This window comes from Methylophilus sp. DW102, assembly GCF_037076555.1.
In the GTDB taxonomy this organism is placed as follows: domain Bacteria; phylum Pseudomonadota; class Gammaproteobacteria; order Burkholderiales; family Methylophilaceae; genus Methylophilus; species Methylophilus glucosoxydans.
Genome location: NZ_AP029023.1, coordinates 2,830,739 through 2,854,032 on the forward strand (window position 1 = coordinate 2,830,739; position 23,294 = coordinate 2,854,032).

32 protein-coding genes are annotated in these 23,294 nt (G+C 50.9%); 15 read left to right on the forward strand and 17 right to left on the reverse strand.

Going from position 1 to position 23,294, the window contains the following annotated elements; all coding sequences use genetic code 11:
• Positions 1-2: 2 nt before the first annotated feature.
• The 15 genes from AACH41_RS13455 to AACH41_RS13525 form a co-directional block, all read right to left on the reverse strand.
• Positions 3-455, reverse strand: a complete 453-nt coding sequence (locus AACH41_RS13455; protein WP_338655697.1) for a regulatory protein GemA — start codon at positions 453-455, stop codon at positions 3-5.
• Positions 448-945, reverse strand: a complete 498-nt coding sequence (locus AACH41_RS13460; protein WP_338655700.1) for a hypothetical protein — start codon at positions 943-945, stop codon at positions 448-450. The genes AACH41_RS13455 and AACH41_RS13460 overlap by 8 nt, the downstream gene beginning before the upstream one ends.
• 12 nt (positions 946-957) lie before the next feature.
• Positions 958-1,236 (reverse strand): hypothetical protein, encoded by a 279-nt coding sequence (locus AACH41_RS13465; protein ID WP_338655702.1) that lies wholly within the window; start codon positions 1,234-1,236, stop codon positions 958-960.
• Positions 1,237-1,306: 70 nt separating this feature from the next.
• The gene (locus AACH41_RS13470; protein ID WP_338655704.1) at positions 1,307-1,582 is read right to left on the reverse strand and encodes an HU family DNA-binding protein; all 276 of its coding nucleotides are present in this window, start codon (positions 1,580-1,582) and stop codon (positions 1,307-1,309) included.
• Between the two features lie 175 nt (positions 1,583-1,757).
• On the reverse strand, positions 1,758-2,078 hold the full coding sequence (locus AACH41_RS13475) for a hypothetical protein (protein ID WP_338655705.1): 321 nt from the start codon (positions 2,076-2,078) through the stop codon (positions 1,758-1,760).
• 154 nt (positions 2,079-2,232) lie between these two features.
• On the reverse strand, positions 2,233-2,775 hold the full coding sequence (locus tag AACH41_RS13480; RefSeq protein WP_338655706.1) for a metal-dependent phosphohydrolase: 543 nt from the start codon (positions 2,773-2,775) through the stop codon (positions 2,233-2,235).
• Between the two features lie 2 nt (positions 2,776-2,777).
• A complete protein-coding gene (locus tag AACH41_RS13485; protein WP_338655707.1) occupies positions 2,778-3,383 on the reverse strand; it encodes a DUF3164 family protein in 606 nt (201 codons plus the stop codon).
• Positions 3,367-3,633, reverse strand: coding sequence for a hypothetical protein (locus tag AACH41_RS13490; protein WP_338655708.1), 267 nt, complete (start codon positions 3,631-3,633; stop codon positions 3,367-3,369). Before AACH41_RS13490 ends, AACH41_RS13485 begins: the two co-directional genes overlap by 17 nt.
• A 2-nt stretch (positions 3,634-3,635) precedes the next feature.
• Positions 3,636-3,920 carry a hypothetical protein gene (locus AACH41_RS13495; protein ID WP_338655710.1) on the reverse strand — a complete coding sequence of 95 codons (285 nt, stop codon included), beginning with the start codon at positions 3,918-3,920 and terminating at the stop codon, positions 3,636-3,638.
• Positions 3,917-4,087 carry a hypothetical protein gene (locus AACH41_RS13500; RefSeq protein WP_338655711.1) on the reverse strand — a complete coding sequence of 57 codons (171 nt, stop codon included), beginning with the start codon at positions 4,085-4,087 and terminating at the stop codon, positions 3,917-3,919. Before AACH41_RS13500 ends, AACH41_RS13495 begins: the two co-directional genes overlap by 4 nt.
• A gap of 11 nt (positions 4,088-4,098) precedes the next feature.
• Entirely contained in the window at positions 4,099-5,079 is a 981-nt protein-coding gene (locus tag AACH41_RS13505) for an AAA family ATPase (RefSeq protein ID WP_338655712.1), read from the reverse strand.
• Positions 5,080-5,089: 10 nt separating this feature from the next.
• Complete coding sequence (locus tag AACH41_RS13510) at positions 5,090-6,754, reverse strand: transposase domain-containing protein (protein ID WP_338655713.1); 1,665 nt, start codon at positions 6,752-6,754, stop codon at positions 5,090-5,092.
• A 2-nt stretch (positions 6,755-6,756) separates the two neighbouring features.
• Positions 6,757-7,890, reverse strand: coding sequence for a hypothetical protein (locus AACH41_RS13515; protein ID WP_338655715.1), 1,134 nt, complete (start codon positions 7,888-7,890; stop codon positions 6,757-6,759).
• Positions 7,874-8,059 carry a hypothetical protein gene (locus AACH41_RS13520; RefSeq protein WP_338655716.1) on the reverse strand — a complete coding sequence of 62 codons (186 nt, stop codon included), beginning with the start codon at positions 8,057-8,059 and terminating at the stop codon, positions 7,874-7,876. The genes AACH41_RS13515 and AACH41_RS13520 overlap by 17 nt, the downstream gene beginning before the upstream one ends.
• Position 8,060: 1 nt before the next feature.
• The gene (locus AACH41_RS13525) at positions 8,061-8,240 is read right to left on the reverse strand and encodes a DNA-binding protein (protein ID WP_338655718.1); all 180 of its coding nucleotides are present in this window, start codon (positions 8,238-8,240) and stop codon (positions 8,061-8,063) included.
• 104 nt (positions 8,241-8,344) lie between these two features.
• Here AACH41_RS13525 and AACH41_RS13530 point away from each other — a divergent pair, with 104 nt between their 5' ends.
• The 13 genes from AACH41_RS13530 (at position 8,345) to AACH41_RS13590 (ending at position 16,639) form a co-directional block, all read left to right on the forward strand.
• Complete coding sequence (locus tag AACH41_RS13530) at positions 8,345-8,761, forward strand: helix-turn-helix transcriptional regulator (protein ID WP_338655720.1); 417 nt, start codon at positions 8,345-8,347, stop codon at positions 8,759-8,761.
• Between the two features lie 3 nt (positions 8,762-8,764).
• Positions 8,765-9,067, forward strand: a complete 303-nt coding sequence (locus AACH41_RS13535) for a hypothetical protein (protein WP_338655721.1) — start codon at positions 8,765-8,767, stop codon at positions 9,065-9,067.
• Between the two features lie 22 nt (positions 9,068-9,089).
• The gene (locus AACH41_RS13540) at positions 9,090-9,608 is read left to right on the forward strand and encodes a hypothetical protein (RefSeq protein ID WP_338655722.1); all 519 of its coding nucleotides are present in this window, start codon (positions 9,090-9,092) and stop codon (positions 9,606-9,608) included.
• Between the two features lie 225 nt (positions 9,609-9,833).
• On the forward strand, positions 9,834-10,136 hold the full coding sequence (locus AACH41_RS13545) for a putative holin (RefSeq protein ID WP_338655724.1): 303 nt from the start codon (positions 9,834-9,836) through the stop codon (positions 10,134-10,136).
• Between the two features lies 1 nt (position 10,137).
• Positions 10,138-10,833 (forward strand): transglycosylase SLT domain-containing protein, encoded by a 696-nt coding sequence (locus AACH41_RS13550; RefSeq protein WP_338655726.1) that lies wholly within the window; start codon positions 10,138-10,140, stop codon positions 10,831-10,833.
• Entirely contained in the window at positions 10,830-11,369 is a 540-nt protein-coding gene (locus tag AACH41_RS13555) for a hypothetical protein (protein ID WP_338655727.1), read from the forward strand. The genes AACH41_RS13550 and AACH41_RS13555 overlap by 4 nt, the downstream gene beginning before the upstream one ends.
• A gap of 2 nt (positions 11,370-11,371) precedes the next feature.
• The gene (locus tag AACH41_RS13560) at positions 11,372-11,704 is read left to right on the forward strand and encodes a hypothetical protein (protein WP_338655729.1); all 333 of its coding nucleotides are present in this window, start codon (positions 11,372-11,374) and stop codon (positions 11,702-11,704) included.
• Positions 11,704-12,204 (forward strand): DUF1804 family protein, encoded by a 501-nt coding sequence (locus tag AACH41_RS13565; protein WP_338655730.1) that lies wholly within the window; start codon positions 11,704-11,706, stop codon positions 12,202-12,204. The genes AACH41_RS13560 and AACH41_RS13565 overlap by 1 nt, the downstream gene beginning before the upstream one ends.
• Positions 12,205-12,227: 23 nt before the next feature.
• A complete protein-coding gene (locus tag AACH41_RS13570) occupies positions 12,228-12,545 on the forward strand; it encodes a Gp49 family protein (RefSeq protein WP_338655731.1) in 318 nt (105 codons plus the stop codon).
• Positions 12,546-12,548: 3 nt separating this feature from the next.
• The gene (gene terL / locus AACH41_RS13575; protein ID WP_338655733.1) at positions 12,549-14,276 is read left to right on the forward strand and encodes a phage terminase large subunit; all 1,728 of its coding nucleotides are present in this window, start codon (positions 12,549-12,551) and stop codon (positions 14,274-14,276) included.
• Positions 14,277-14,278: 2 nt separating this feature from the next.
• Entirely contained in the window at positions 14,279-15,880 is a 1,602-nt protein-coding gene (locus AACH41_RS13580) for a DUF935 family protein (RefSeq protein ID WP_338655735.1), read from the forward strand.
• Entirely contained in the window at positions 15,870-16,373 is a 504-nt protein-coding gene (locus tag AACH41_RS13585) for an SAM-dependent methyltransferase (protein WP_338655737.1), read from the forward strand. Before AACH41_RS13580 ends, AACH41_RS13585 begins: the two co-directional genes overlap by 11 nt.
• Positions 16,370-16,639, forward strand: coding sequence for a DUF6527 family protein (locus AACH41_RS13590; protein WP_338655738.1), 270 nt, complete (start codon positions 16,370-16,372; stop codon positions 16,637-16,639). The genes AACH41_RS13585 and AACH41_RS13590 overlap by 4 nt, the downstream gene beginning before the upstream one ends.
• Positions 16,640-16,650: 11 nt before the next feature.
• On the opposite strand, the gene AACH41_RS13595 is transcribed toward AACH41_RS13590, so the two are convergent.
• Positions 16,651-16,974, reverse strand: a complete 324-nt coding sequence (locus AACH41_RS13595; protein ID WP_338655739.1) for a hypothetical protein — start codon at positions 16,972-16,974, stop codon at positions 16,651-16,653.
• Here AACH41_RS13595 and AACH41_RS13600 point away from each other — a divergent pair.
• Both AACH41_RS13600 and AACH41_RS13605 read left to right on the forward strand, forming a co-directional pair.
• On the forward strand, positions 16,973-18,244 hold the full coding sequence (locus tag AACH41_RS13600) for a PBECR2 nuclease fold domain-containing protein (protein ID WP_338655740.1): 1,272 nt from the start codon (positions 16,973-16,975) through the stop codon (positions 18,242-18,244). The genes AACH41_RS13595 and AACH41_RS13600 overlap by 2 nt on opposite strands.
• A gap of 82 nt (positions 18,245-18,326) precedes the next feature.
• Positions 18,327-18,842, forward strand: coding sequence for a phage virion morphogenesis protein (locus AACH41_RS13605; RefSeq protein WP_338655741.1), 516 nt, complete (start codon positions 18,327-18,329; stop codon positions 18,840-18,842).
• Between the two features lie 586 nt (positions 18,843-19,428).
• On the opposite strand, the gene metH is transcribed toward AACH41_RS13605, so the two are convergent.
• The gene (gene metH, locus AACH41_RS13610; protein WP_338655742.1) at positions 19,429-23,217 is read right to left on the reverse strand and encodes a methionine synthase; all 3,789 of its coding nucleotides are present in this window, start codon (positions 23,215-23,217) and stop codon (positions 19,429-19,431) included.
• Positions 23,218-23,294 lie beyond the last annotated feature (77 nt).

Consider the following 23,294-nt stretch of genomic DNA (forward strand, 5'->3'; position numbering starts at 1 on the left):
GGTTATCTGCGGCTCCAGGCTTTGAGCGCTTCAATAATGCTCTGGCACTCGCCAGTGGTCAGATCATCCAACTTGGTGATCTCGCGTTTTACGTGATGCCCACAAAAGCCAAGCATGCCAGCGCGGCTGGGGTTATTAAGCTTGCCCGCTTTGTCCAGGTTGCCCCACAACTTCACGATCTGCGAGATCTGCGGTGTGACCTTAGCCGGGGCCTGTTTGCCCTTAGCACTAAAGGTACGGCTGCGCGGCCAGCCACGGCGCTCGTAGTCATCCAGCGCAGCGGCCAGCTGCGGCATGTTCATGCTGTTGGCACTCACGCGCCCCTCAATCTCAATCGCTCCATGGCGCGCCAGAAGGTCGCGATGCAAGTCATCGCACCAGCCTGCTAGGTTGGCTGTAGCCCAGCCTTTAGCAATGCCGAGCAGCTGGCGGTAGTGTTTGATGAGGTCAGTCATGCTTAGCTTTGTCTTTAGTTGTTTCAATCGCTGGGTTATAGCCACCGGTTTCAAGGCGCATAGCTATTTCCAAAATGACATGTTTCCATGTGGCTTCGGATAGGTCGTTATATGACATGCCTCGGCCTACTGACCGCAGGCGTTCTGCATCAGAGGCTGCATCAAATTTTGATAAAGTCTCTTTTCCAGATACTGGATTAAACATAGCCTCCCACTCAGCCATCTTTTCAGACTTATCAGCTATCCGCTGATCGATCAACATTCGGTTTAAACCAAAAGCCTTAAAGTTGCAGAGCAGCTGTGCCATCACATCGGCAGACTCTTTGGTCATTCTCTCGATATTGGATTCATCGCTTGATGGGTCAACACCATCTATGCCTTGGCAAATCGACCTACCTAGCACTGCAACCAGTTCACCCAATTCCTCGCAGGTCTTGCCCAAACGGCGTAAGGCTAGCAAGTCTGTTTCCGGTATCCACTTAGATGTCATAACCAACTCCCTTTATTTAATAATCGAGCACACTGCAATTGATTCTGGTATTTCCGGCAACTCTGCCCACCACAACACATCCTCATCAACATTCACGTTTTCACATGCCCAGGCGTCAAATCCGGTAAATACCGGCTTGCCTGGTATTGCACCAAATTCACACATGACAGGGCGTTTGTGCGTCCACTCAAGCGCGTTACCCTCTCTCAATACACAAAGATAAGAATTGCCAAGCGCTTCTGGCTTTTTAACTTTTGGGTCAATCCACTCGATAATTTCAGCTTGGATCATCTTGGTCTCCTAACCATCTTGCAGATCACTTTGCCACCGCTGGCAAAGTGATCTAAATGAGGGTTTGGCCTTAAGCGTTAACTGCGTCTTTTAAAGGCTTAAAGGCAGTAAATGCCACTGACTTTTTAGCCGCGATCTCAATCGTTTCGCCTGTGCGTGGGTTGCGGCCAGTGCGTCCCTTGCGCAAGTTAACCTTGAGCTTGCCAATACCGTGCAGGGTGACCTCTTCACCTTTTGCCAGGGCTTCATGGGTGGCAGCGGTGATTGCATCCAATACATTTGCCACAGTGGTTTTGCTTTCATTGGTGCTGGCGGCGACTGCGTCGATCAAATCTTGTTTATTCATGTTTTAAAGTCCTTTTAAATGTCGTTTGTAAGGGTGCTGCTGAGTACACTTTTATGCACTCAGTCCCAGCCTCACGGGGGACAACCGCGCCTATCCTGTGTTGCGGCAAACTCGCAACCAGTTCTGCCGGAGGTGAGCGTAATATCGCGGCTTGCTAGGGTTATGTGGTGCCACCCTAGCTGGGCTGTTTTTGTTGAATAATTTCAACTTCACATTCGTCCGAAATTTCTCGAAACTTGACGTCTGGCTCTCTTGGGTATTTGCTGTAGTGGCAACTTACAAGACCAAGACCATCATGCGTCAAGCCACTTCCAAACTTTGCTGCCACTTCGGCTGCATATTTGAATACATCATCCATTGATTCAACCTGCCAAAGATATCTGCTGAAATGTTCCAAATACTCTTGTTCAGTCATATCGCCTAAAACAGCCGGGGTGAACTCGATCTCTAACTCTTTTTCAATGGTCACCAAAACTGTGCGTTTATTTGAACTCATGCTTCTCTCCTAATGCTTATAACCAAACGTCACCGTGGCAGTGATGGCGCAAGCAGAGAGCCAATAGCTCACATCTGCCCACTTATGCTCAAAGGCCCACCGTGTGGCATTGATCAAATACAGGGCAATGCACACGTAATTGAAAAATCGAGGGTCAGCTAAAAGCGCCATTTGTCAGCTCCTCAAATCGACGCATAAAGAACCCGCGAGCCTGCTCAGGTGGCATGCATTCGATTGTTTTGTTGTATGGCTTAATGCCAGCAATGAGTGCCCATTCATCATCATGCGCGGGCATCAGCTGCAGCTGCTCTGTTGCCAGCATGCGCAAATCAGCTTCTTTGACTTCTGGACGTGGAATGTCAAGCAAGCCAAAGCGGTCAAGAATAGCCCTCTGCGCACGGTCTTCAATGGGCTTGTAATTCATGAGTAGCCGTTTTAATGGCGCAGTCACATCGCCCACATACGCCTCAGAGGCATCATGCAAAAGGCGATACAATTGCAAGTGTGGTGGCAACACCAGGCTCACATATACCGAGTGCTCAGCCACGCTGTAAAACTTGCGGCACTGGCCTGCAAAACGACACACATGGCTTAAACCGTGGGCGATATCTTCAATCTTCACCATCCAAGGCTCAGGCTGGTGAAAGTTAAAGTAAATGCCGGACTGCGTGAGGATGTCTGGTCTAGGCTGGCCCATGATCATACCGCCGCAATATCGAGGCGGATCGCCTCATATTTTTCTGAGTCGCCTACACGCTCATAAAAGCGCACGTAGCGTTTGCTTCCGGCCACCTGCACGCTGTCGCCAATGGCTTGCATGGCTTTTTTCCAGGCTTCGTCCTGAATGTTGAGGCGGTGCAAACCCAGCACGCGGCCTGTGTTGATCTTGCCTTCTTTGTCTACCCTGAAAGCATCGTTGATCAACACGCGGGCGTTGTCGTCCATGTTCCAGCTGTTGATGCAGCTATCGATCAGGGCCTTGGCAGCCTGCAGGCGCTCATCAAACACCAGTGTTTCACTGATGGCTAACTGCACCTTGTAGCGGCCATCAAAGCTGTACAGGGTGACATTGCCTTTTTTCCCGCCAAGCTTGACGTCGTATTGCTCAGCGCTCAGATCAACAAAGGCCAGAATGTCGGCAAATACACCAGACTTAAATTCCGCAATTTCCGTGTTGACGTGTTTTGCCTCTGCAACCATTTGCAACACCAGGTCATCGCGTGCCAGGTCGATTGGTTTGATTTTGCTCAGTGGCACCAAGTTGCCGCTGGCATCTTGTTTATAACCTTCAGGGATTTGTTGCATGTTCGTTCCTTTCTTTGTTTGATTTTGGTCGGCCCTTTTGGGCGTATATGCCAATCCGCCGCGAGGGGCAGTTTTCACGGCCTAAAGCCGTAATTTCAAAAGTGATCTCATCGCGCATGCGTGCCAGACCTAACTTGACTAGACTGGCACCCTTGTGATCCCTGCCGAATCTTTCAGCTAACTGCTCTCGACTTAATGGACCAGCACGTAACGCCAGTAAAGTTTTCTTTTGCTGTAGCTCTAATTTCATACTCACCTCATCGCCACGACATACTTGACGCTGGGCTGCTTAACCGGCTGACCGTAGTGCCTGGTGGCATGCCGCTCTGTCACCAGCTTGAGGCGTTTGTCCTCCTCAATCAGTTTGATCGTGCAGACTTCGTCAATCTCTTCTGGCAGGCACTGCATAATGGCCGCGCTGATGTTGTTGCTCAGGCTGGCCTGCATGGCTTGCTCTTCCTGGTGGTTAATAAAAACCTGCAACCCAAAATACACACCCAGCACGCCTACAGTAGTTAAAGTGGCTGCAAGTTTCATTTGCCGCCTGCTTTCTGCACACTGAGGCGGTGAGGGCCATTCGGCTTGATTAACTCGATTGCCTTTTGGCCTGCTGTTGCCCAATCGTCGGCGATCACATCGAGCTTGCACGTCTTGCTGCAGCCGTTGTCTGGATGTTTGGTTTTGACTTTCACAGTAAAAAGCATGGTTATCTCCCTTATTTGAGGAACAGCACTTTTGTCGCAACGGTGTCCACCAGCTCTACAGAGAGCGGGTGATCTTTACGGTAGGTCTGGATGTTTACCAGCAGGTTTTCCACCAACATACGTGCCGACCCTTGGCTGTATTTGTAGCAGCGCTCGATAAAATCTTCGCTCAGGTCTTCATCGGGGAAGCCTGCTGCCAATAAGGCTGTGGCGTCATCTTTAGTGATGCCGTGCGCGATGGGGGGCCAGAAACCTACGCGGCTCCTGATCTGGTCAAACTCCCCCCCTGTCGGTTTGATTTTGTCGTTCAGGTATTCGGTGCCGGAGATCACTACGCCGATATTCATAAGGTCGCGAAAGCGGCGGAGCAGGTGTAACAAACTATCTGTCACAGTCTCTGCCTCATCAAAAATAATCAGGCTGTCTGTGTTTTTAAGCTCATCAACAATCCTGTCAATCAAATCATCAACTGAGCCTTTTACATGTACACCAAACACTTTCTTGGCAATCTCTTTTACCAGCCGCTGCGGCGTCATCATCGGGCGTGCCTCGATCAAAAACACGTTGCTGTTCTCTTTGGCGTAGTGCTTGAGTGCCGAAGTCTTTCCAGTACCCACAAAAGCAGAGATCAACGAAAAGTTGCGGTTACGGCGCGCCATGCGGCAGGCGGTGATCACCACCTTAAACACGCTGGTTTCTACCATAGGGATAATGTTGCTGGATTCTTGCTGGTTAGCCCTTACCGCACTCATCACTTGCGTTAGCATCTTGGTGGGGCTGCCAGGATAACCACCGGTTAAAATCTGGCTGAGCGTGCTCACGCCAACTCGTGCGATACGTGCCAGCGCAGACTGGCTGATGCGTTTTTCAGTCGCAGTGCCTGCTTTGCGCTCTTCGAGAAACATCAGAATCTCGCGCACGTTTTTGTCGTCTTCATCAGTGTATGTTTTACCTCTGATGTATCTTTCCATTTGTAGTTTTTGGTCAATCATGGCTACCCCTTTAAATGTCATTCAAATCAATTTCAATACTGGTGTTATTGGCTGGCTCTGGTGTAACGTCGATCAATTCGGCAGGGAGCGCATCCACAATCGCATCCATATCAATGACACGCCCAGCCCGCGCCATCTGCTCTTGCATTTTCTTGTCGAGGCGTTTGAGTGCGCTCTCGGCACTGGCCTGGCGTTTTTCTTCCAGCCGGTTGGTGTCCACCGCATCGCGTCTGCCGACCAGGTTGGCATCGCATATCCAGCGACCATCCAGCGTGCGGACAATGCCGATCTCGTTGACCATGAGGTCATACTCAAGCAGCACTTTTTGGCCGTTGAATGCCACCAGACTGTGATGGCCATAACTGCGACGGCCATGGGTGACTGTGGCGCGGCGGACTGTCAACTCAGCCACCTGGCGCTTGAGTTCATGCACGGTGGCATGCGGTGGAATCGGCACCAACTCAGCCCACAGGCTGGCACGGGTGACGTCTTTGTTTTCAGGGTGTTGCCGGTTGTGATAGCGCTCTAGCCATGCATTAAACGCCTCGGCAAACTCTTGCAAAGTGGGCGGCTGCAGGCGCTTGGCTTTAATCTCGCGCACAGTGAGCTGTGCCACTTCGCTTGCCATGTCATGCCCGCAATAAAACTCAGGCCGCCACAGCTTTAAAAAGTCGTCCTTCATGATGCGGAAGAATCGCTCGATCCAGCCCTTGCCGTGTGGGTTGCCTGGTATCGAATGGATAATCTGCTGGATACCAGCACGCTGGTAAAAGCCCACCGCCTCATCGCTCATGAGTTTGTTTTTATAGCCGGAGCCGTTATCGATGTATAAAAACGGTGGCACATGGCCCCAGCGGGCAAATGTCTCAGCCCACATGTTTTGCACGGCAATCGTGCCTTCGTGTTCATCAGCTCGCCATCCCACGATGTAGCGGCTATGTAGGTCCATGCTTACGGTCAGCTCAGGCCGCCATAAGTCACCAGTGACAGGGTGTGCCAGGTAGATATCGGCGCGGTAACCGTCGGCCACGTAAACATCGCCTGCCAGCGCGTTTTCAGTTGAGCGGCGGATGTAGGCCTTCTCGGTCAGGCGATACAGGTTTTTACCAATCCGTGCAGGGCTGTTTCGGCCCAGCATGGCGGGCACGCTGTTGAGGTATCCGCGTACCTGGTCGTATGTCACCGCAAAGTTGTCCACCTCAACCAGCCTGCGGAACACCGCCGATATATCCGGCTTGCTTGGGCTGTTGTAATACTCAAGTGCAGGCCCCCACCAACTTGAGGATTCCACCACTCGGCCCTTATGGTCTGGCAGCAGTCCTGTCAAGCCCTCGGCTTTATAGGCTGCACACCAGCTGCAAATGGTTGAGCGTGTGGGTGCGCTGCGGCCTGCCTTGGCGGTGCTGGTCATCGCTGTAGCAACAAACTGTTGCAAGCCGCCAGACTCATGACGCGCAAGCAGCAATCCAACTGCATTGTTTTGGCTAATGCCATCGAGCACCATCTTTTGTATGGTGTTGACGATGATTTCGCGTTGCATGGCGACTTCACGCGCTTTGGCCGTGGCCTCGCGCCATGGGTCGCGGGCACGCATTGCCAGCACATTGGCGGTAGGCACTACCACCTTGCCGCCAGAGGGCGGCACCACATGCATTACCATTTGCTTGGCCCCCATGATTATTCGCCCTTGTTCGTGCTACCTGCTGGGCGGCCACGGCCACGCGGTTTGTCTTTATCACGCGCAATCTGGCGCGCAGCCTCAGCGGCATTGTGGGCATTTTTAAGGCTCTCAAACTCAAGCAACCAGCGTTCGGCTTCGGGTGGCGTGAGCACGTGCTGAGCTTGGATGCGCTTTGGTGCTAGCTCTTCGTCGTAAATTTCGTGAATGCTGTTTAACCAAGACACCCCAGCCGCAAGCGCCGCTTGCATGGCGATATAAACCTGCTCAACACGCAGCTTTTGTTCATCGCTTGATTGCTCGGCAAAAAACACCGATTCAAACAGCTTGTTAAGGCTGGCAAAGTTAACCTCAATGGTGGCCTGCAGGTGCATGCACTCCAGCCGCACATCTTCAGTGAATGGTTCAAAGCTGGTTAACCGCTGTTTGTTGACAAGGCGCTCATTGGTCAGCGTCAGGCGCTCAATCTCTGCATCCATGTTATTGGCACGCTTACCCGCCTGTGTGAGATCAGCCTCTAATGCGGCCACCTTCTCATTGAGTTCAGCCTTTTGTTTTTGATGTTTTGCGACCAGCCCATCAATCAGATCAATAACCTCATCTTTATTACTGGTGCTTGCCACTTGCTCAATCAATGCCTTGTCATCATCTGGCAATTGTCTGATTGAGCGCATAGTCGATGGCCCAATACCTATTTTTCGCAAGGCTTCAAATGTTGGCTGTCCCAGTGCATCAAGATTTGCCATTTCTAAGTCAACGCTCTCACGCGACTTGTCTTCAACAAGCGCACAAAAATCGCTCCATGTGGTAACCGTTACCAGTTTCCCTTCCACAACTACCTGCGCACCCTTGTAACTTTTGCTTTCCTTAATCCTTTGTAAATCAATCAAATCGGTAACCGTTAACAGTTTTGTGACTGCATCTATTACCGCCTTGCGGCCAATACGCTGATTAACAAGTGCTGTGGCTTCAAAGGTTGCTCGTTCAGTTTCAACCTCTACGTCAGCTGTTATGGCAGGCAAACAAGCCTCACTCAAAGCAGGCTTGTTAATGTCAATTTCAACCGGCTTTGTCGCTTTTAGTTTTTTTGGCGGTTCAGCCATCAAATCTTCGATATCAAAATCTTGTGCCATTTTCCACCCCTGCATTTTTTTTAATCTTTGAAAGCCTTCTAAAAGCAAGGTCCTTTGAAAAATCAAAGACCTCTTCTAAATAAGCCAAATCATCAGGTTTTAGTGTTTCTTCCGCGATCCCTGCTTGTTCACACGCGGCAGAAATTACAATCTTGATAAATTCATCCATGCTATGCCGCCTCTTTCAAACCAAGCGCAACAGCCACTTCATGCGCTTTACCAAAATGGCCTTTGTTACTGCCATTAAGTACGGCCACAGCAGTTTTGTATGGCAAATTTTTTTCTGTGCAAAATTGGCGCAGGCTGATGCCTTTTTTGCGCAAGTTTTCTTTTACTTTCGCTGGTGTCATAATGGTTTCCTTTATCTATCGTTTAATACTGTTTGAAGTATTAATCTACGACCATTATATGGAAAGATATCTTTCCATGTCAACAGTTTTACGGAAAGTTTTTTATGTCTATTGGAATGCGCCTAAAAGAAGAGCGTGAGCGGCTACATCTTGAACAAGAGGCCGTTTACACTTTGGCTGGAATAAGTCGCCAATCGTATGGCAGCTATGAGAATGATAGGAGTCTGCCAAAGGCAGATTTCTTGGCAGCTATCGCTTCAATCGGATTTGATATTGGTTACATAATCACCGGTCTACGTGCTGAAAATGTTGCACACACGCCTACTGAGCTTGGCTATCTGAGGCATTGCCGGTTATTGGCCACAAAGGGGCTGGCAAAAAAAGGGCTTGATGGGCTTGTATTTTTGCGTGAGTCTAACGGTATTAAGATTGATGAAATGCCTAGCGCATATCAAGCTGCGAATGATTCACTGCGATTTGAAGCTGCTCAAGATAAAGGCGATTACAAAGAGGGGGAATAAATTATGTGCGTCGTATTGCCAGCGCATGTTTTAGTTAATCTAAAAAAACGCACCAGTCATAAAGACAAAAAATTATGTTTGGAATGCGGCTATATTGGCCGTGTAGGCGTTGTTTCGGTTGAGCATAGCCACATCAAAGCATTTTTTACTGGTTTGCTATTTTTCATCATTGCAACTATCTCCGGCGTTTATGGCTGGTTTATATCACCATTTCTTTTTTTCTTATTTTGGGGCGTAGGTGCTTGGCTCTTTTCAAAAACTACATTGGAGTGCCCTAACTGTAATCATAATTTTTTAATGCGTTAATCCTATTATAGGAGGGTGAATTTTGCATTTAAATCTACCCACAGCGATAGAGGCATATACTCATAAAGAGCAGTTTAATTGGATTGAAAGTTGGGCGCATTTACCAATTGATGACTTACACAGCAAAGCTACTGAATTGTGGCATGCCCATCAGACCCAATTTTCTGGCATGACTTCTTTGCTCCAGCAGATAATTACAAAGACTTGGTTTTGGCCAGAATATGAGACCTATATTGCTAATGGCGGGGATCAATCTAAAGCCGACTTACTAGATGACATGATTGACAAGGTAAGAAGGAAAATCATAGCGCGGCGCAATCATATTTACCGAGTGCATCAGGCGAATAAATTGCTTGAGTTACGACCATACGTTGAAGTAAAGCACTGCAATGGTAAAACGATACAAATAGCTTTTGACTCAAGCGCTGCTATTAAAGAGTTTGAGAAGATCATTGAATGCCGCGCAATAGACTGTGCATGTATTTTCTATACACAAACAAGAGCTGAATATGAGAGAGCTAATTTTAAGGCCAATCCATGAAACAGAACGAAAAAAAGCGCTCTGCACCTCTGGCAATCTTGCTGCTCTGGGTGTCTGGCGCTCTGTTGTCATATTATCAATTGCATCCATCAATTAAAGACGGGAAACTTTTCCCTTAACCATATCGCGCACTACCTCATTATGGTTGCCAGCGAAACATTTCCCGCCTCTTAACTTCCCCCGCGCGCGCGTAATCTCTCACCATCAACTGATGGGAGAGACTGCATGCAGCGCCACCTTTTACTTATTGCCTTTAACCTGATTTTGCTTGGGGCCGTGTTATTTTTTGCACCTCAGCAAGTCCCCGTCACCCTTTATAAACTCAGCTTGGTCACGCTGGCCGCACTGGTTGGCTTTTGGCTTGACCGTCTGCTTTTCCCATATGCACGGCCTGATCAGGTCATGCTGCGCACATTCTCTGTCGGCGGGCCGTTTGTAGGCAATCGTGAGATAGTGTTTATCGGCTGCTTGGTTAGGCGCGCCATTATTGTGTTTGGCGCAATGCTTGCCATGGGCCTTGGGGCGTAATATGCAATACCGCACATCCCTTACTGAATTGCTTGAAGACTCAGGTGCAGCAACAGCATTCGTGGTTTTTATTGCAAATTACATCGTGTGGGTGTTGCTGGCAGTATTAGCGGCTTTTCAGTCAAACATTGATGCAGCCGAGCTAATCCCACCTAACGCCCTCAAGCATCGTGCCGAGCTTACCCGCATAGCACATGCGGTGTGGGGGCTGGATGCGCCTATCCCTGTATTTGCTGCACAAATCCACCAAGAGTCTGGCTGGCGGCCTGATGCCGTCTCGCATGTAGGGGCGCAGGGCTTATCGCAGTTTATGCCTGCCACTGCCAGCTGGCTGTGCGAGTTAACCGGCACCCCTAAAGATCAATGCTTGCCCACCAACCCACAATGGGCTATGCGCGCCCTTGTGCAGTATGACCAATGGCTGTATGCCCGCGTGTGGGGCTTAAACGACTTTGACCGTATGTGGGCAACCCTGCGCGCCTATAACGGGGGCCTCGGTTGGTGGCAGCGCGAGGCATTGCTAGTGCCTGCCCGCAGGCTGGCAACACGTGCCGAGATAGACGCCATGTGTGGCAAACACAAACGCGCCCATCTGCATTGCCGAGAAAACCTCAACTATCCCCGCCGCATCCTCAATGTGTACCAGCCACGCTACTACGGCTGGGGGGCAAAAATGGTCATGGGTGGCAGCGTATGAACGCGATTCCAACATGGTTTAAATGGCTTTTAATCGCCATTTGGTGTGGCTTTGCTTTCTGGCGCGGGATGTATGTTGGTGAACAAAATGAGCGCAGCAAGTGGCTGGTTAAAACTGCATTGCAGACCGTCAGCAACCAGGTCGAGCTGGCAAAGAAAGACCGTGCCTTGCGTGTGCTTGAAAACCGCATTGCCTCGCAGGCGGTAGAAATATCAACCTTTTATCAGGGAGTGATGGATGAAAACCTTAAACGTAAAGACAGCATTATTGCTCGCCTTAACAACCGCACTTTGCGCTTGTCAGTCCCCGTGTCCGGCCCCGCAGCCACCTGCCAAGGTGCAGGCAGTGTCAGCACCAGCAATCAACCCCAAGCTGCTGGAGAAACACGAGCCGAACTATCTGACTCGGCTGCTCAATTTCTTGTCGGCATCGGAGCCGAGTGCGACGCCGAAGTCATCCACGCCAACGAAGTAAAAGACCATCTGGCGGCATGCCGGGCGGCGCTTGAACAACAACAATTTATTTTAAAGGAGTAACCATGCCGCCAGTTGAAGACGATTTGAGACGCATTGCCGAGGGGTTCGGCGAGTTAAAGGGCGAGCTGCGCAGCCAGCATCAGGCCACTATGCGTGCTTTTGACAATATCCGTGACGACATGCAACGCATGGAAGATAGCCAAAAACAAGCCATGCAAAGCATGGAAGAGCGACTAAACGGCAAGATCGACAGCCTTGGTGGCCGCGTCAGAACGCTAGAGCAAAAAAGTGAGGATGCAAAGGTCGCTGCTGCCAAGCAAGGTGTCGCTGTAAGTGGCATCACAGCTGCGCTGACTTATGCAGCCATTGAAATCATTAAACGGATTCCCCACTAATGGCGCACAGTCAAGAAACGCGCGCTAACGTGCGCAAAGCTTTTGTGGTGGATGGCGTACCGCTGACCGTCGCTGCCAGCATGCACGGCGTGAGCTACGACACCGCCCGCGAGTGGAAGCGGATAGCCAAGGAAGTCACCGGCGATGATTGGGACACCGCCCGCGCTGCGCACCGCATCACTAACCAGTCAACTGATGATGTCATTAAGCAACTGGTAGACATTATGGTGCGGCAAGCCGTGGTAGTGGCTCAAAAGCTGGAAGACGCAAGCATCCCCGCCCAAGATAAAGTCGAGCTATTAGCCAGCATCAGCGATGCAATGGCTAAGTTTACCAAGTCACTCTCACGCATTGATCCCAAGCTGGGTGCAATGAGTGTGGCGCTGGATACGCTTAAAACCATTGCAGAGTATTTTCAAAAGCATGATCGCGTGGCGCTGGCTCAATTCCAGGATCACCTGGAAGGCATCGGCGCTGTTTTACAAAGCCGTTACGGTTAACGGCATTTTTTGAAAGGTAAGTCATGAATGCAACTGAGCAACAAACCGAGCAAGACATTCAAGCCAAAGGCTTAAACGCACCACGTCTGACACCTGCTGATATTGATGCAACCATTGTGGGTGAGCAGTATCACGTGTTTCCTGGCACCACTCTCACAGTGTGCTGCCTGCAATTGAAAAACGGTGCAACCGTCACTGGCGATAGTGCATGCGTAAGCCCTGCCAACTTTGATGAGCAAATTGGCCGCAACATTGCTCGTCAAAACGCCCGCGAAAAAATCTGGCAGCTGGAAGGCTACCTGCTGAAACAGCGTTTATATCTGGCTGAAGCTGTTGTTTAAGCCATGTCCGACATCGACGATCTAAACATTAAAACCATCAAGAGCTGGAAAGAGTTCGAGGCCGAACTCGCCCAGCTCGGTGAAGACCTGCGCGAGCAGATTGAGCTGGAATGCGAGGCGTTTGATGTTGACCCGGCGGCAAGTTTAGAGCGCCGCGAACGGGCTTTGTTTGATTATGAGTTTTTCTGCCGCACCTACTTTCCACACTATGTGCCGACTGAGCATTTCAGCCTGTTTCAAAAGTTTATCTTCAAGCATTTACCCGCTTGTATTGATAGTCCGCGTGATGCACGTGACGTAGAAAAAGCCCCACGTGGCGAGGCAAAATCAACATATGAGACACAACTTGGCTCACTGTGGTCTGTGTGCCGTGCTACTTATATTGAGCGCTTTATCAAATCTGGAAAGCTGCCAAAAAAAGCACGCAAGCACATGATTGTCATCATTATGAACACCGAAGAGCAAGCAGCCGAAATGCTTGCCAGCGTTAAGGCTGAGCTAGACACCAACCCACGCCTGGCAATGGACTTTCCTGACGCTTTTGGTCAAGGCCGTGTCTGGCAGGCTACTACGGCTATCACAGCCAACAATATCAAAATCCGCATTGGTGGTACCGGCAAAAAACTGCGCGGTATGAAACACGGCCCGCACCGGCCTGATCAAGTGCATATTGACGATGCCGAGAATGATGACAACGTAAAGTCACCGGAGCAGCGTAAAAAGACCGAAGACTTTATTTTAAAGGCTGTGCTCGGCTTGGCTGGACCCGCGGGTGGCATGGATGTCTTTGTGGTGGGTACTGAGCTGCACCACGATGCAGCGATTAATCGTATTGGCAATGCACCTGGCTGGAAAATGCGCACGTTCAAGTCTATCGTGCGTTGGCCGGACAATATGCACCTATGGGACACTTGGGAGGCAATATATAGCCGCCCCGGTACCGCTGATGAAAAAGAAGAGGCCGAGACAGAGGCGCTGGCATTTTATGAGGCTAACAAGGCCGAAATGGAGGCCGGTGCCATTGTGAGCTGGCCGGAAGTGCGCCCACTTTACCGCCTGATGTGCATGCGGGCGATTGACCATGAAGCGTTTAATCATGAGCAGCAAAACGAGGCTGGCAATGATGAGAACGCACCGTTTAAGACAATTCAATTTTGGGTCAACAAACTTTCAAATTGGTTGTTCTTTGGTTCGATTGACCCGTCTATGGGCAAGAAAGATAAAAGGCGTGATCCCTCTGCAATTCTGGTCGGTGGATACAACATGCAAACCATGACGCTAGACGTCATTGAGGCTGATATTCGCAGACGCGTGCCGGACTTGATTATTGAGCATGCAATCGACTATCAAAAACAATATAACTGCCTGATGTGGGCGGTAGAGACGGTGGCTTTTCAGGAGTTTCTATATACCGAGCTTCTTAAACGCTCAATTAAAGAAGGTGTGATTTTTCCAACAGCACCGGATGGTGGGGTGGAAAAAGGCCGTGATAAAGAAATGGCAATTTTATCGCTTCAGCCATTGATCAATAGAGGCCAGATAAGGCTGCATCACAATCAGCACACGCTGAATGAACAGCTTAAATACTACCCAGAAGCCGACCACGACGACGGCCCCGATGCGCTCGAAATGCTGTGGAAGGTAGCAACCGCCTATAGCCAAGCCTTTGAATATGTCTCTGCCGCATCTGACCGCCGCAGCAGACGCAACGACGATTACCAGGACGATTAAACATGGCAAAAAACAGACACCGCCGCGCAGCGATGGCAAAACAAACCGCCAGCCGCCCAACGCCTGATACTGACTTACAAGTCGGCCCACGCTCTAGCCTTGGGCATACACTTAACTATGCCTCGGTGATCACAGTGCCACCGGCACGCCTAGCCAGTGCCTTTGCAATGGCTGACCAAGGCCAGATCACTGAGCAAAGCAAGCTGTTTAACCTGATTGAAGAGCACGACTCGCACATTTTTGCTGAGATGGCAAAACGCAAGCGGGCGATCACCTCACTTGGCTGGCAGCTTGAAGCCCCGGACGATGCCACCGAGGGTGAACTCAAGCGCATTAAAGAGCTTGAGCAAATGCTGCGCGAAAATAACGGTTTTGAAGGCATGCAGTATGACCTGGCCGACGCAACCGGCAAGGGCTTTTCTATGGTCGAGCTTGAGTGGAAAAAAGGCGACGTCTGGCTGCCAGAGTGCTATCACTATGTGCCGCAGCAACTGTTTGTCACCGACCAGGACACTGCCGAACTCAAATACAACGGCACCGGCCTTCCGGAAGCGCTGCGGCCCTATGGGTGGATCAAGCATATCCACAAGGCAAAATCTGGCTATATTGAAAGCGCGGCGCTGTTTAGAGTGCTGGCTTGGACATATGCCTATAAAGCCTACAACGTGCAAGATATGCAGCGCTTTTTGGAGCTGTATGGCTTGCCTCTGCGCTTAGGTAAATACCCAGCGGGCATTGGTAAACCTCAGCGTGATGAGCTGCTGCGTGCTGTGCGCAGCATTGGCAACGATGGTGCCGGTGTGGTGCCTGCCAACATGACCATCGAGTTTATTAAAGACACCTCTCGCGGGTCTATTACCGACTTTTTAGATGCCATTGGTTATTGGGAGGAAAAACAATCCAAGGCCATTTTGGGCGGTGACCTGGACGGTAAAACCACCACAGAAGCGCGCATTATGGTCTACGACAAAGTGCGCCGCGAGATCCTGCTGCACGATGTGGGCAATATGGAGCCGACCATAGATCAGCAGCTGATCGCACCGATTGACATGTTTAACGGCATGTTTGAGCCAGGCCGCAGGCCTAAATTTAAATACCTGACGCAAGAGAGCGTGGACCAGCAGAAGATGGTCGCCGTGCTCGAAAAAGGCGTTGGGCTTGGTATGGAAATCGAGGTCGAATATGCTCATGAAGTTATGCAAATCCCGCGTGCCAAAAAAGGCGCGGCGCTGCTTGGCAAGCCTGCTCAGGCCACACCTGCCAATAATGTCGACAATAAAAACAATCCAGAAGGCACGCCGCCTGCAGACCCGGTGCAAGGCGCACTCAGCCGCCTGGCCGCACTGGCGAGAAATCAGGGCGCGCAAGCGGACTTAACCGAGGCCTACACCGCCCAACTTGCTGCACTTGGTGCCAAGCATGAGTCTGCGCTTGTGCAAAAAATCTATGACGTCGTCGGCGCAGCCGGTGACTTTGACGCCGCCATTCAAGGCATAGAGGCGCTGGCAACTGAGTTTAAGGTACCGGCACTGACTGAGGTAATCGCGCTGGGCATGGCAGCGGCTAATTTGGGGGGTAGGAGTGAGGTGATTGATGGAAATTAAAAGAGTTTTAGACCCTGCCTCTGGTAGCAAGATGATGTATCAAAACAAGCATCATCCAGATGTTGTATTTGGCGATATAAGAAACGTATGCATTAGCCTAATTGATCGCAGCCATGGCAATGAGTCTGGTCAGCGTACTTTAAACATTGAGCCAGACACACTGATGGATTTTAGAAGTATTCCGTTTGCTGATGGTAGTTTTAAGCTGGTTGTTTTTGACCCACCACATTTAGTTCGTGCAGGTAAAAAATCTTGGTTGGCAGCTAAATACGGCAAGCTCTCAGAAAGTTGGCAGACCGATTTAAAAACTGGCTTTGAAGAATGCCTAAGGGTTCTGGATAAGGATGGAATATTAATTTTTAAATGGAACGAAACTCAAGTAAAAATTAATGAGGTCCTTAAATTGTGTCCGATTGAGCCTTTATTTGGGCATTTATCAGGCCGAAAAGGCCTGACTCATTGGCTTGTTTTTATGAAACCAAGGGGGCAATGATGCAAGGCACCAGACTACACAAAATTGATGGCGAGCAAGACTTTGTTTATCGCATTTTTAAAACGGCTGGCGCTTATGGCACGGCCAATGGCAAAGACTGGTTTTGCACCACACCTAACGGCATGCTGGGCAATCTCAGTGGCCACCAGGTGACAGAACATGAAGACGGCACCATCACGGTGTCACCTTCTATTTTGACGCAGTCTCAACATCAGGGTAAAACTTGGCATGGTTACCTTGAAAAAGGTGTCTGGCGCGAGTGCTGATCATGCTTGCTCTACTTATATTTCGTCTGTGGCTTTGCTTTGGTTGGCGTCGGGTCCAGCGGCTTGCGTTTATGCAGCGTCATATCATCGTCAGAGTGATAACGGTCTCTTTTAAAAATGCCTATGGTGTTGCTTTGGTCACTTTTAAGTTGTGCCCGCTCGGCTTCGGTCTCACGCATGCATTGTTCACCGTACTCAGTCATGCGATAACCAAACATTTCAGGCTCTATCAGCTTCGTTTCCAGCAGCCATTGCAGTATCTCTGGTGCCACAGGCTCAGGCTCTCGCCCGATCAGTTTGCATATAGCATCGTATTGAGGTTTAGTTAAGTACATGGAAAGCGCAGCGCAGTTACCGTTTAAGCAGGCGATTGAATTCTATCGTCAAAAGATCAAGCTGCCCACCTCTGGCTGGACAGATATCTGGGAGCAGCAGCACAGCAAGGCTTTTGTGGTGGCTGGCGCGCAGTCAGACGCGCTGCTTGAAGATTTTTACAATGCGATTCAAGACGCCAAGCAAAACGGCGGTGGCTATGCTGATTTTAAAGAGCGTTTTAACGAGATTGCAGCCAAGCACGGTTGGTCTTATAAAGGCTCCCCAGGCTGGCGTAGTCGGGTGATTTACGACACCAACATCACACAGTCATACAACGCTGGGCGATATGTCCAGATGGTTGCACTGAAAGAAACAAAACCCTTTTGGGTTTATCGGCACATAACAATCGAAAATCCTAGACTTGAGCACAAGCTATGGGATGGCACTATATTACCTGCTGATGATGTTTGGTTTGATACTCATTATCCGCAATGTGGCTGGGGGTGCAAATGTCGCGTTTATGCTTTGTCTGTAGGCGAAGCTAAACGCATGTGGACACAAAAAGGGTTAACTGGGCCAGATCAAAGACCTGTTATTGACATGGTCAAAGTGACCGTGGGTAAAAATGGCAGCAATCCGCGCGAGGTTTGGGTACCTAAAGGAATTGACCCCGGCTTTGGCTATAATCCCGGCAAGGCATGGCTAGAGCCGCTGACCGTGCCGCCTTTGCAGGGCTATGATGCCGTGCTCAAAGCGCGTGGCATTGATGCACCATCAATCAAAACGAGTATGCGCAAAGCGACAGTGATTGATAAGGCCGCCATTTTGCCACCTGACACACCGCCAGAGCAGGCCGTTGCGGATTTTTTGGACGTGTTTGGTGCGGATATGGAAGTCGGCAGCGTGTTTACTGATGCCGCGCAAACCTCGGTAGTGATCAGTAAAGCCTTATTTACTGATGGCAGTGGCGACTTTAAGTGGCTGGCAAAAGAGAACAAGGCCAACCGGCTGCAATATATCAACCTGCTGGCGATGACGGTTGCCGACCCTGACGAAATTTGGTGGGTGTGGGTAAAAGACAATAAAGAGTCTGGCCGCTGGCGTTTAAAACGCCGATATCTGCGGGCGTTTGAAATTGATGGCAGTAATGAGTTTGGCGTGGCTGTATTTGAGTGGGGCCGCACCGGCTGGACTGGCGCAACAACCTTTATGCAGACACAAAAAACCGAAGATGAGAGATTTAAGTATTTTGACAAGCAGCGCGATGGCCGCCTGGTCTACAAAAAATAAAAAGCGGCTTGTGCGGGCCGCTTTTATGGATCGGATTTGAGGGCTTTGCACAGCCACAGCTTCGTCACCACAAGGACAGTATATGCAATTAGTGATCGATTATCAAGATATCTCGGTTAAGCACCTGGTAGCGGTGCTAAGTCATGAGTTTATGCATCCAGAGACACTGCTTGGTAGTGTTGGCAGCGCTCTTGAGATGGTTAATACAGATCGTCACTATGCTGGGAAAGCCCCGGACGGCTCAGACTGGGCACCACTTAAAGAATCCTCGAAGCTGGAAAAGCGCAAGGGCGGCCCGCTCAATAAAACAGGTGAAATGCTGCAGTCTTTTAATTACCAGGTGGACGGTAATACTTTAATGCTAGGCTTTGATGGTGCCAGAAATGCAGAGCTTGCTTATTGGCACCATACCGGTACCGATCCTTATGTGATTAAACCAAAAAATGGTAAGGCGCTAAAGTTTGGGGATCACATTGTCAAAAAAGTAAATCATCCAGGACTGCCTGCTCGTGAATTGGTCGGATATCCTGATAGTGATCAACGTCTGGTCGACGATGTTGTCAACGATCATTTAATGGCTGTTTTAAATCGTGTTTGAAAATTAATTAAATGCTATTTAATGGGGATTTATACCCCAATTAAATTTTAATTAATCGCTATTACCCCGTATTTTTATCCCGAATTTTTATCACTACTGTCCAGAAATCAAGAATTTTAATGAACACGTGTTAATCTATTGTTTATGCGGCGACCCGGCCAATTCCGCCCGGTTGTGACTGTCCAGATTCCACACCCCCCCTACTAATAAAGGGAGCGACTGTTCGAGTCCCGCAGCAGCTCACGTATTTTGTGAGCTGCCAGGTCGAGTTTCGTGACCGCTTGTCCTAAGTCCAGCAAAGCAGCGGACGAAAGTCCTAAACTGAGCAACGCAGGGAACAAGCGGAAGCTGGGGTGCATTTCTTTTGGTGACTTTATCTTTGGGCAAGCAAAGAAAAGTCACTCGCCTAGAGGCGAAAAAGACCATTCCATACGACAAGAAATCATCCGCGTGGGCATGCATGCCCACCCTACCTCCTAAGAGTCTCATTTTGAGCCAATCAGCGGCCTGCCAATCCATATCATGACCTTTTAAACCCAACAAAAAAGCGCACTAGTGTGCGCTTTTTTATCTGCCATCAACCCCTTTACCCCAGGTTAGGCGCTAACCACCGCTCCAACCAAGCTTTATCCACATTCCTTCTCTGTGCCATATCCTCCACCTGATCATTGCCAATCTTATCGACACTGAAATAGCGCGACTCAGGGTGCGCGAGGTAGAAGCCACTGACAGCCGCCGCCGGAATCATGGCGTAGCTATCGGTGAGTTGCATGTCAATTTCTTCTGCCTGCAACACCTTGAACATCTCGGACTTCACGGTGTGGTCCGGGCAGGCCGGGTAGCCGGGCGCCGGGCGGATGCCGCGGTATTGCTCTTTGATCAGCGCTTCGTTGCTCAAGTCTTCATCGGCGGCATAGCCCCAGAAATCAGTGCGCACACGCTCATGCATGTATTCGGCAAAAGCTTCAGCCAAACGGTCGGCCAGTGACTTGAACATGATGGCGTTGTAGTCATCGTGGTTTTTCTCAAACTCGGCCAGGCGTTTTTCCATGCCCAGACCCGCGGTGACGGCAAACAGGCCAATGTAATCATCTACCCCTTTAGGCGCAATAAAGTCGGCCATGCACTGGTTGGGGCGGGCAACACCGTCGATCACCGGTTTTTGCGTTTGCTGGCGCATACCGTACCAGGTCAAGGCGACCTGACTGCGGCTGTCGTCGGTGTAGATTTCGATATCGTCCGTATTCACCTGGTTAGCGGGCAGCAAGGCGATCACGCCATTGGCGCTGAGCCAGCGGCCATCAATGATGCGCTTGAGCATGATTTGCGCTTCAGCAAACACCTTGGTGGCGGCTTCGCCGACGACTTCGTCCTTTAAAATCGCCGGATAAAACCCGGCCAGGTCCCAGGTCTGAAAGAACGGACCCCAGTCGATATATTGCGCGATGAGGGCGAGGTCGATGTTTTTGAACACGCGGCGGCCAATAAACTTGGGTTTCAGTGGCGCATAATCACCCGTGAAAGTGAGTTGTGCGGCATTGGCGCGTGCTTCAGCCAGGCTCAGCATGGGCACGCCTTTTTTATTGGCGTGTTGCTGGCGGGCTTTTTCATAGTCGGCCTGGATCTCAGCCAGGTAAGCCCCACGCGTTTCCGGCGTGAGCAGGTTTTGCATGACGCTGACCGAGCGTGAGGCATCGGGCACGTAAATGACCGGGCCGGTGTAATTGGGTGCAATTTTCACCGCGGTGTGCGCACGGGAAGTGGTCGCGCCACCGATCAGCAAGGGGGTTTGCTGCTCAACAAAGTGCGGGTCGCGCTGCATCTCTTTGGCGATGTAGGCCATTTCTTCGAGGGATGGTGTAATCAGTCCACTCAGGCCGATGATGTCCGCATTCTCGCGTTTGGCCATCTCCAGGATTTCAGCGGCGGGCACCATGACGCCCATGTTCACCACCTCGAAGTTGTTGCACTGCAACACCACCGAGACGATGTTTTTGCCAATATCGTGCACATCGCCTTTGACCGTGGCAATCACCACTTTGCCCTTGGGCTTGGCGACCATGCCGGTACGGCGCTCTTCGGCAGCTTTTTCTTCTTCAATAAACGGGATCAGGTGCGCCACGGCGGATTTCATGACGCGGGCGGATTTCACCACTTGCGGCAAAAACATCTTGCCCTGGCCAAACAGGTCGCCGACCACGTTCATGCCGTCCATGAGAGGGCCTTCAATCACATGAATCGGGCGGCCGCCCTTGCTCATAATCTCCTGACGCACTTCTTCAGTGTCGGCGACAATAAAATCGGTAATCCCATGCACCAGCGCATACTCGAGGCGCTTGTTGGCAGGCACCGGGTTTTCAGGTGTGCCACGCCAGGCCAGAGTCGCTTCGGCTTTTTTGCCGCCAGCGACCAGCGTGCCCGCAATCTCAATCATGCGTTCAGTGGCCGCTAATGGATTCTCAGGGTCCACCACGCGGTTAAGCACCACGTCTTCGACGCGCTCACGCAATTCCGGATCAATATCGTCATAGACGCCGACCATGCCCGCGTTGACGATGCCCATGGTCATGCCGGCTTTAATCGCATGGTAGAGGAACACGGTATGGATGGCTTCACGCGCAGGCTCATTGCCGCGGAAGCTGAAGCTCACATTAGACACGCCGCCGGAAATCCGCGCATACGGCAGGTTCTGCTTGATCCAGCGCGTGGCTTCGATAAAGTCCACCGCGTAGTTGTTGTGTTCTTCAATGCCGGTGGCAATGGCGAAGATATTCGGGTCGAAAATAATATCTTCAGGCGGAAAGCCAGTGCTCACTAACAAATCGTAAGCGCGCTTACAGATTTCAGTTTTGCGTTCAAAGGTATCGGCCTGGCCTTTTTCATCAAACGCCATGACGATGACGGAAGCCCCGTAGCGGCGGCATAACTTGGCCTGGCGCAAAAACTCCGCTTCGCCTTCTTTCATCGAAATCGAGTTCACAATCGCTTTGCCCTGCACACACTTGAGGCCGGCTTCAATCACGTTCCATTTGGAGGAGTCGATCATGATGGGCACGCGGGCAATGTCCGGCTCGGAGGCGACCAGATTCAGGAAATGCGTCATGGCCTTGACCGCATCCAGCATGCCTTCGTCCATGTTGATATCGATGACCTGCGCGCCGTTTTCGACCTGCTGGCGCGCCACGCTGAGCGCTTCTTCGTATTGCTCGTTGATGATCATGCGTGCAAACGCTTTGGAACCCGTCACATTGGTACGCTCACCGACGTTGACGAACAGCGACTGCTCATCAATCACAAACGGTTCCAGGCCTGACAGCTTGGTCGTCACCGGTAAGGTGGGTACCTGCCGTGGTGGCAAGTCTTTAATCGCGTTGTAAATGGCATTGATGTGTGGCGGCGTAGTCCCGCAGCAGCCACCGGCAATATTGATAAAGCCGCTTTGTGCAAACTCTTTAACCAGGCTGGCGGTGATGTCGGGCGTCTCATCAAAGCCGGTATCAGACATCGGGTTGGGCAAACCAGCATTCGGGTAAATACAGACAAAGGTATCGGCGACCTTGCTCAGCTCTTCGGCATACGGGCGCATCAGGGTCGCACCCAGTGCACAGTTGAGGCCGACGGTCAGCGGTTTGGCGTGGCGTACCGAATGCCAGAAGGCAGTCACGGTCTGACCGGACAGGATGCGGCCAGAGGCGTCAGTGACCGTACCGGAGATCATGATCGGCCAGGTCTTGCCCTGTTCTTCAAAGAAACTGTCGATGGCAAACAGCGCGGCCTTGCAGTTAAGCGTATCGAAAATGGTTTCTACCATGAGGATATCGGCGCCGCCTTCGACCAGGCCACGGATTTGTTCCAGGTAAGCAGTCACCAGCTGGTCAAAACTGACGTTACGGGCCGCGGGGTCGTTGACATCCGGCGAGATTGACGCGGTTTTTGGCGTAGGCCCGAGAGCGCCCGCCACAAAACGCGGCTTGTCCGGCGTGCTGTATTTGACGCAGGCGGCCTTGGCCAGCTTGGCGGCTTCGACGTTCATCTCGTACACCAGATGCGCCATATGGTAATCATCTTGCGCGACGCTGGTGGCACCAAAGGTATTGGTTTCAATGATGTCGGCGCCCGCGGCCAGGTATTGCTCGTGGATTTCCTGGATCACCTGCGGTTGCGTGAGGGTCAGCAGCTCGTTGTTGCCTTTGACAAACAGCTCGCGTTCGCCTGCCGGGCCCTGAAAATCCTTGAAGCGCTCGCCACGGTAATCGGCCTCGGTCAACTTGTAGCGCTGGATCATGGTACCCATGGCACCATCCAGAATCAGGATGCGTTGGGAAAGCGCCTCACGGAGCCATTGTTCAGTTGCGGAAACCGGCAGTTGCGTCATGCGTATCAACTTGAAAACAAAAGTAATATTTTATCACAAGCACAAGGCGGCTCCTTGCCTGTCGGCGCAAGGCGTAA

Excerpts from the sequence above, each read along its gene's own strand:
- AACH41_RS13600 (WP_338655740.1), top strand. The coding sequence starts at position 16,973 with ATGGAAAGCGCAGCGCAGTTACCGTTTAAGCAGGCGATTGAATTCTAT.
- AACH41_RS13560 (WP_338655729.1), top strand. The coding sequence starts at position 11,372 with ATGCCGCCAGTTGAAGACGATTTGAGACGCATTGCCGAGGGGTTCGGC.
- terL (WP_338655733.1), top strand. The coding sequence starts at position 12,549 with ATGTCCGACATCGACGATCTAAACATTAAAACCATCAAGAGCTGGAAA.
- AACH41_RS13545 (WP_338655724.1), top strand. The coding sequence starts at position 9,834 with ATGCAGCGCCACCTTTTACTTATTGCCTTTAACCTGATTTTGCTTGGG.
- AACH41_RS13565 (WP_338655730.1), top strand. The coding sequence starts at position 11,704 with ATGGCGCACAGTCAAGAAACGCGCGCTAACGTGCGCAAAGCTTTTGTG.
- AACH41_RS13510 (WP_338655713.1), bottom strand. The coding sequence starts at position 6,754 with ATGGGGGCCAAGCAAATGGTAATGCATGTGGTGCCGCCCTCTGGCGGC.
- AACH41_RS13455 (WP_338655697.1), bottom strand. The coding sequence starts at position 455 with ATGACTGACCTCATCAAACACTACCGCCAGCTGCTCGGCATTGCTAAA.
- AACH41_RS13550 (WP_338655726.1), top strand. The coding sequence starts at position 10,138 with ATGCAATACCGCACATCCCTTACTGAATTGCTTGAAGACTCAGGTGCA.
- AACH41_RS13590 (WP_338655738.1), top strand. The coding sequence starts at position 16,370 with ATGATGCAAGGCACCAGACTACACAAAATTGATGGCGAGCAAGACTTT.
- AACH41_RS13480 (WP_338655706.1), bottom strand. The coding sequence starts at position 2,775 with ATGGGCCAGCCTAGACCAGACATCCTCACGCAGTCCGGCATTTACTTT.
- AACH41_RS13500 (WP_338655711.1), bottom strand. The coding sequence starts at position 4,087 with ATGCTTTTTACTGTGAAAGTCAAAACCAAACATCCAGACAACGGCTGC.
- AACH41_RS13505 (WP_338655712.1), bottom strand. The coding sequence starts at position 5,079 with ATGATTGACCAAAAACTACAAATGGAAAGATACATCAGAGGTAAAACA.
- AACH41_RS13530 (WP_338655720.1), top strand. The coding sequence starts at position 8,345 with ATGTCTATTGGAATGCGCCTAAAAGAAGAGCGTGAGCGGCTACATCTT.
- AACH41_RS13475 (WP_338655705.1), bottom strand. The coding sequence starts at position 2,078 with ATGAGTTCAAATAAACGCACAGTTTTGGTGACCATTGAAAAAGAGTTA.
- AACH41_RS13595 (WP_338655739.1), bottom strand. The coding sequence starts at position 16,974 with ATGTACTTAACTAAACCTCAATACGATGCTATATGCAAACTGATCGGG.
- AACH41_RS13585 (WP_338655737.1), top strand. The coding sequence starts at position 15,870 with ATGGAAATTAAAAGAGTTTTAGACCCTGCCTCTGGTAGCAAGATGATG.
- AACH41_RS13580 (WP_338655735.1), top strand. The coding sequence starts at position 14,279 with ATGGCAAAAAACAGACACCGCCGCGCAGCGATGGCAAAACAAACCGCC.
- AACH41_RS13465 (WP_338655702.1), bottom strand. The coding sequence starts at position 1,236 with ATGATCCAAGCTGAAATTATCGAGTGGATTGACCCAAAAGTTAAAAAG.
- AACH41_RS13520 (WP_338655716.1), bottom strand. The coding sequence starts at position 8,059 with ATGGATGAATTTATCAAGATTGTAATTTCTGCCGCGTGTGAACAAGCA.
- AACH41_RS13495 (WP_338655710.1), bottom strand. The coding sequence starts at position 3,920 with ATGAAACTTGCAGCCACTTTAACTACTGTAGGCGTGCTGGGTGTGTAT.
- AACH41_RS13485 (WP_338655707.1), bottom strand. The coding sequence starts at position 3,383 with ATGCAACAAATCCCTGAAGGTTATAAACAAGATGCCAGCGGCAACTTG.
- AACH41_RS13470 (WP_338655704.1), bottom strand. The coding sequence starts at position 1,582 with ATGAATAAACAAGATTTGATCGACGCAGTCGCCGCCAGCACCAATGAA.
- AACH41_RS13555 (WP_338655727.1), top strand. The coding sequence starts at position 10,830 with ATGAACGCGATTCCAACATGGTTTAAATGGCTTTTAATCGCCATTTGG.
- AACH41_RS13570 (WP_338655731.1), top strand. The coding sequence starts at position 12,228 with ATGAATGCAACTGAGCAACAAACCGAGCAAGACATTCAAGCCAAAGGC.
- AACH41_RS13490 (WP_338655708.1), bottom strand. The coding sequence starts at position 3,633 with ATGAAATTAGAGCTACAGCAAAAGAAAACTTTACTGGCGTTACGTGCT.
- AACH41_RS13515 (WP_338655715.1), bottom strand. The coding sequence starts at position 7,890 with ATGGCACAAGATTTTGATATCGAAGATTTGATGGCTGAACCGCCAAAA.
- AACH41_RS13460 (WP_338655700.1), bottom strand. The coding sequence starts at position 945 with ATGACATCTAAGTGGATACCGGAAACAGACTTGCTAGCCTTACGCCGT.
- metH (WP_338655742.1), bottom strand. The coding sequence starts at position 23,217 with ATGACGCAACTGCCGGTTTCCGCAACTGAACAATGGCTCCGTGAGGCG.
- AACH41_RS13535 (WP_338655721.1), top strand. The coding sequence starts at position 8,765 with ATGTGCGTCGTATTGCCAGCGCATGTTTTAGTTAATCTAAAAAAACGC.
- AACH41_RS13605 (WP_338655741.1), top strand. The coding sequence starts at position 18,327 with ATGCAATTAGTGATCGATTATCAAGATATCTCGGTTAAGCACCTGGTA.
- AACH41_RS13525 (WP_338655718.1), bottom strand. The coding sequence starts at position 8,240 with ATGACACCAGCGAAAGTAAAAGAAAACTTGCGCAAAAAAGGCATCAGC.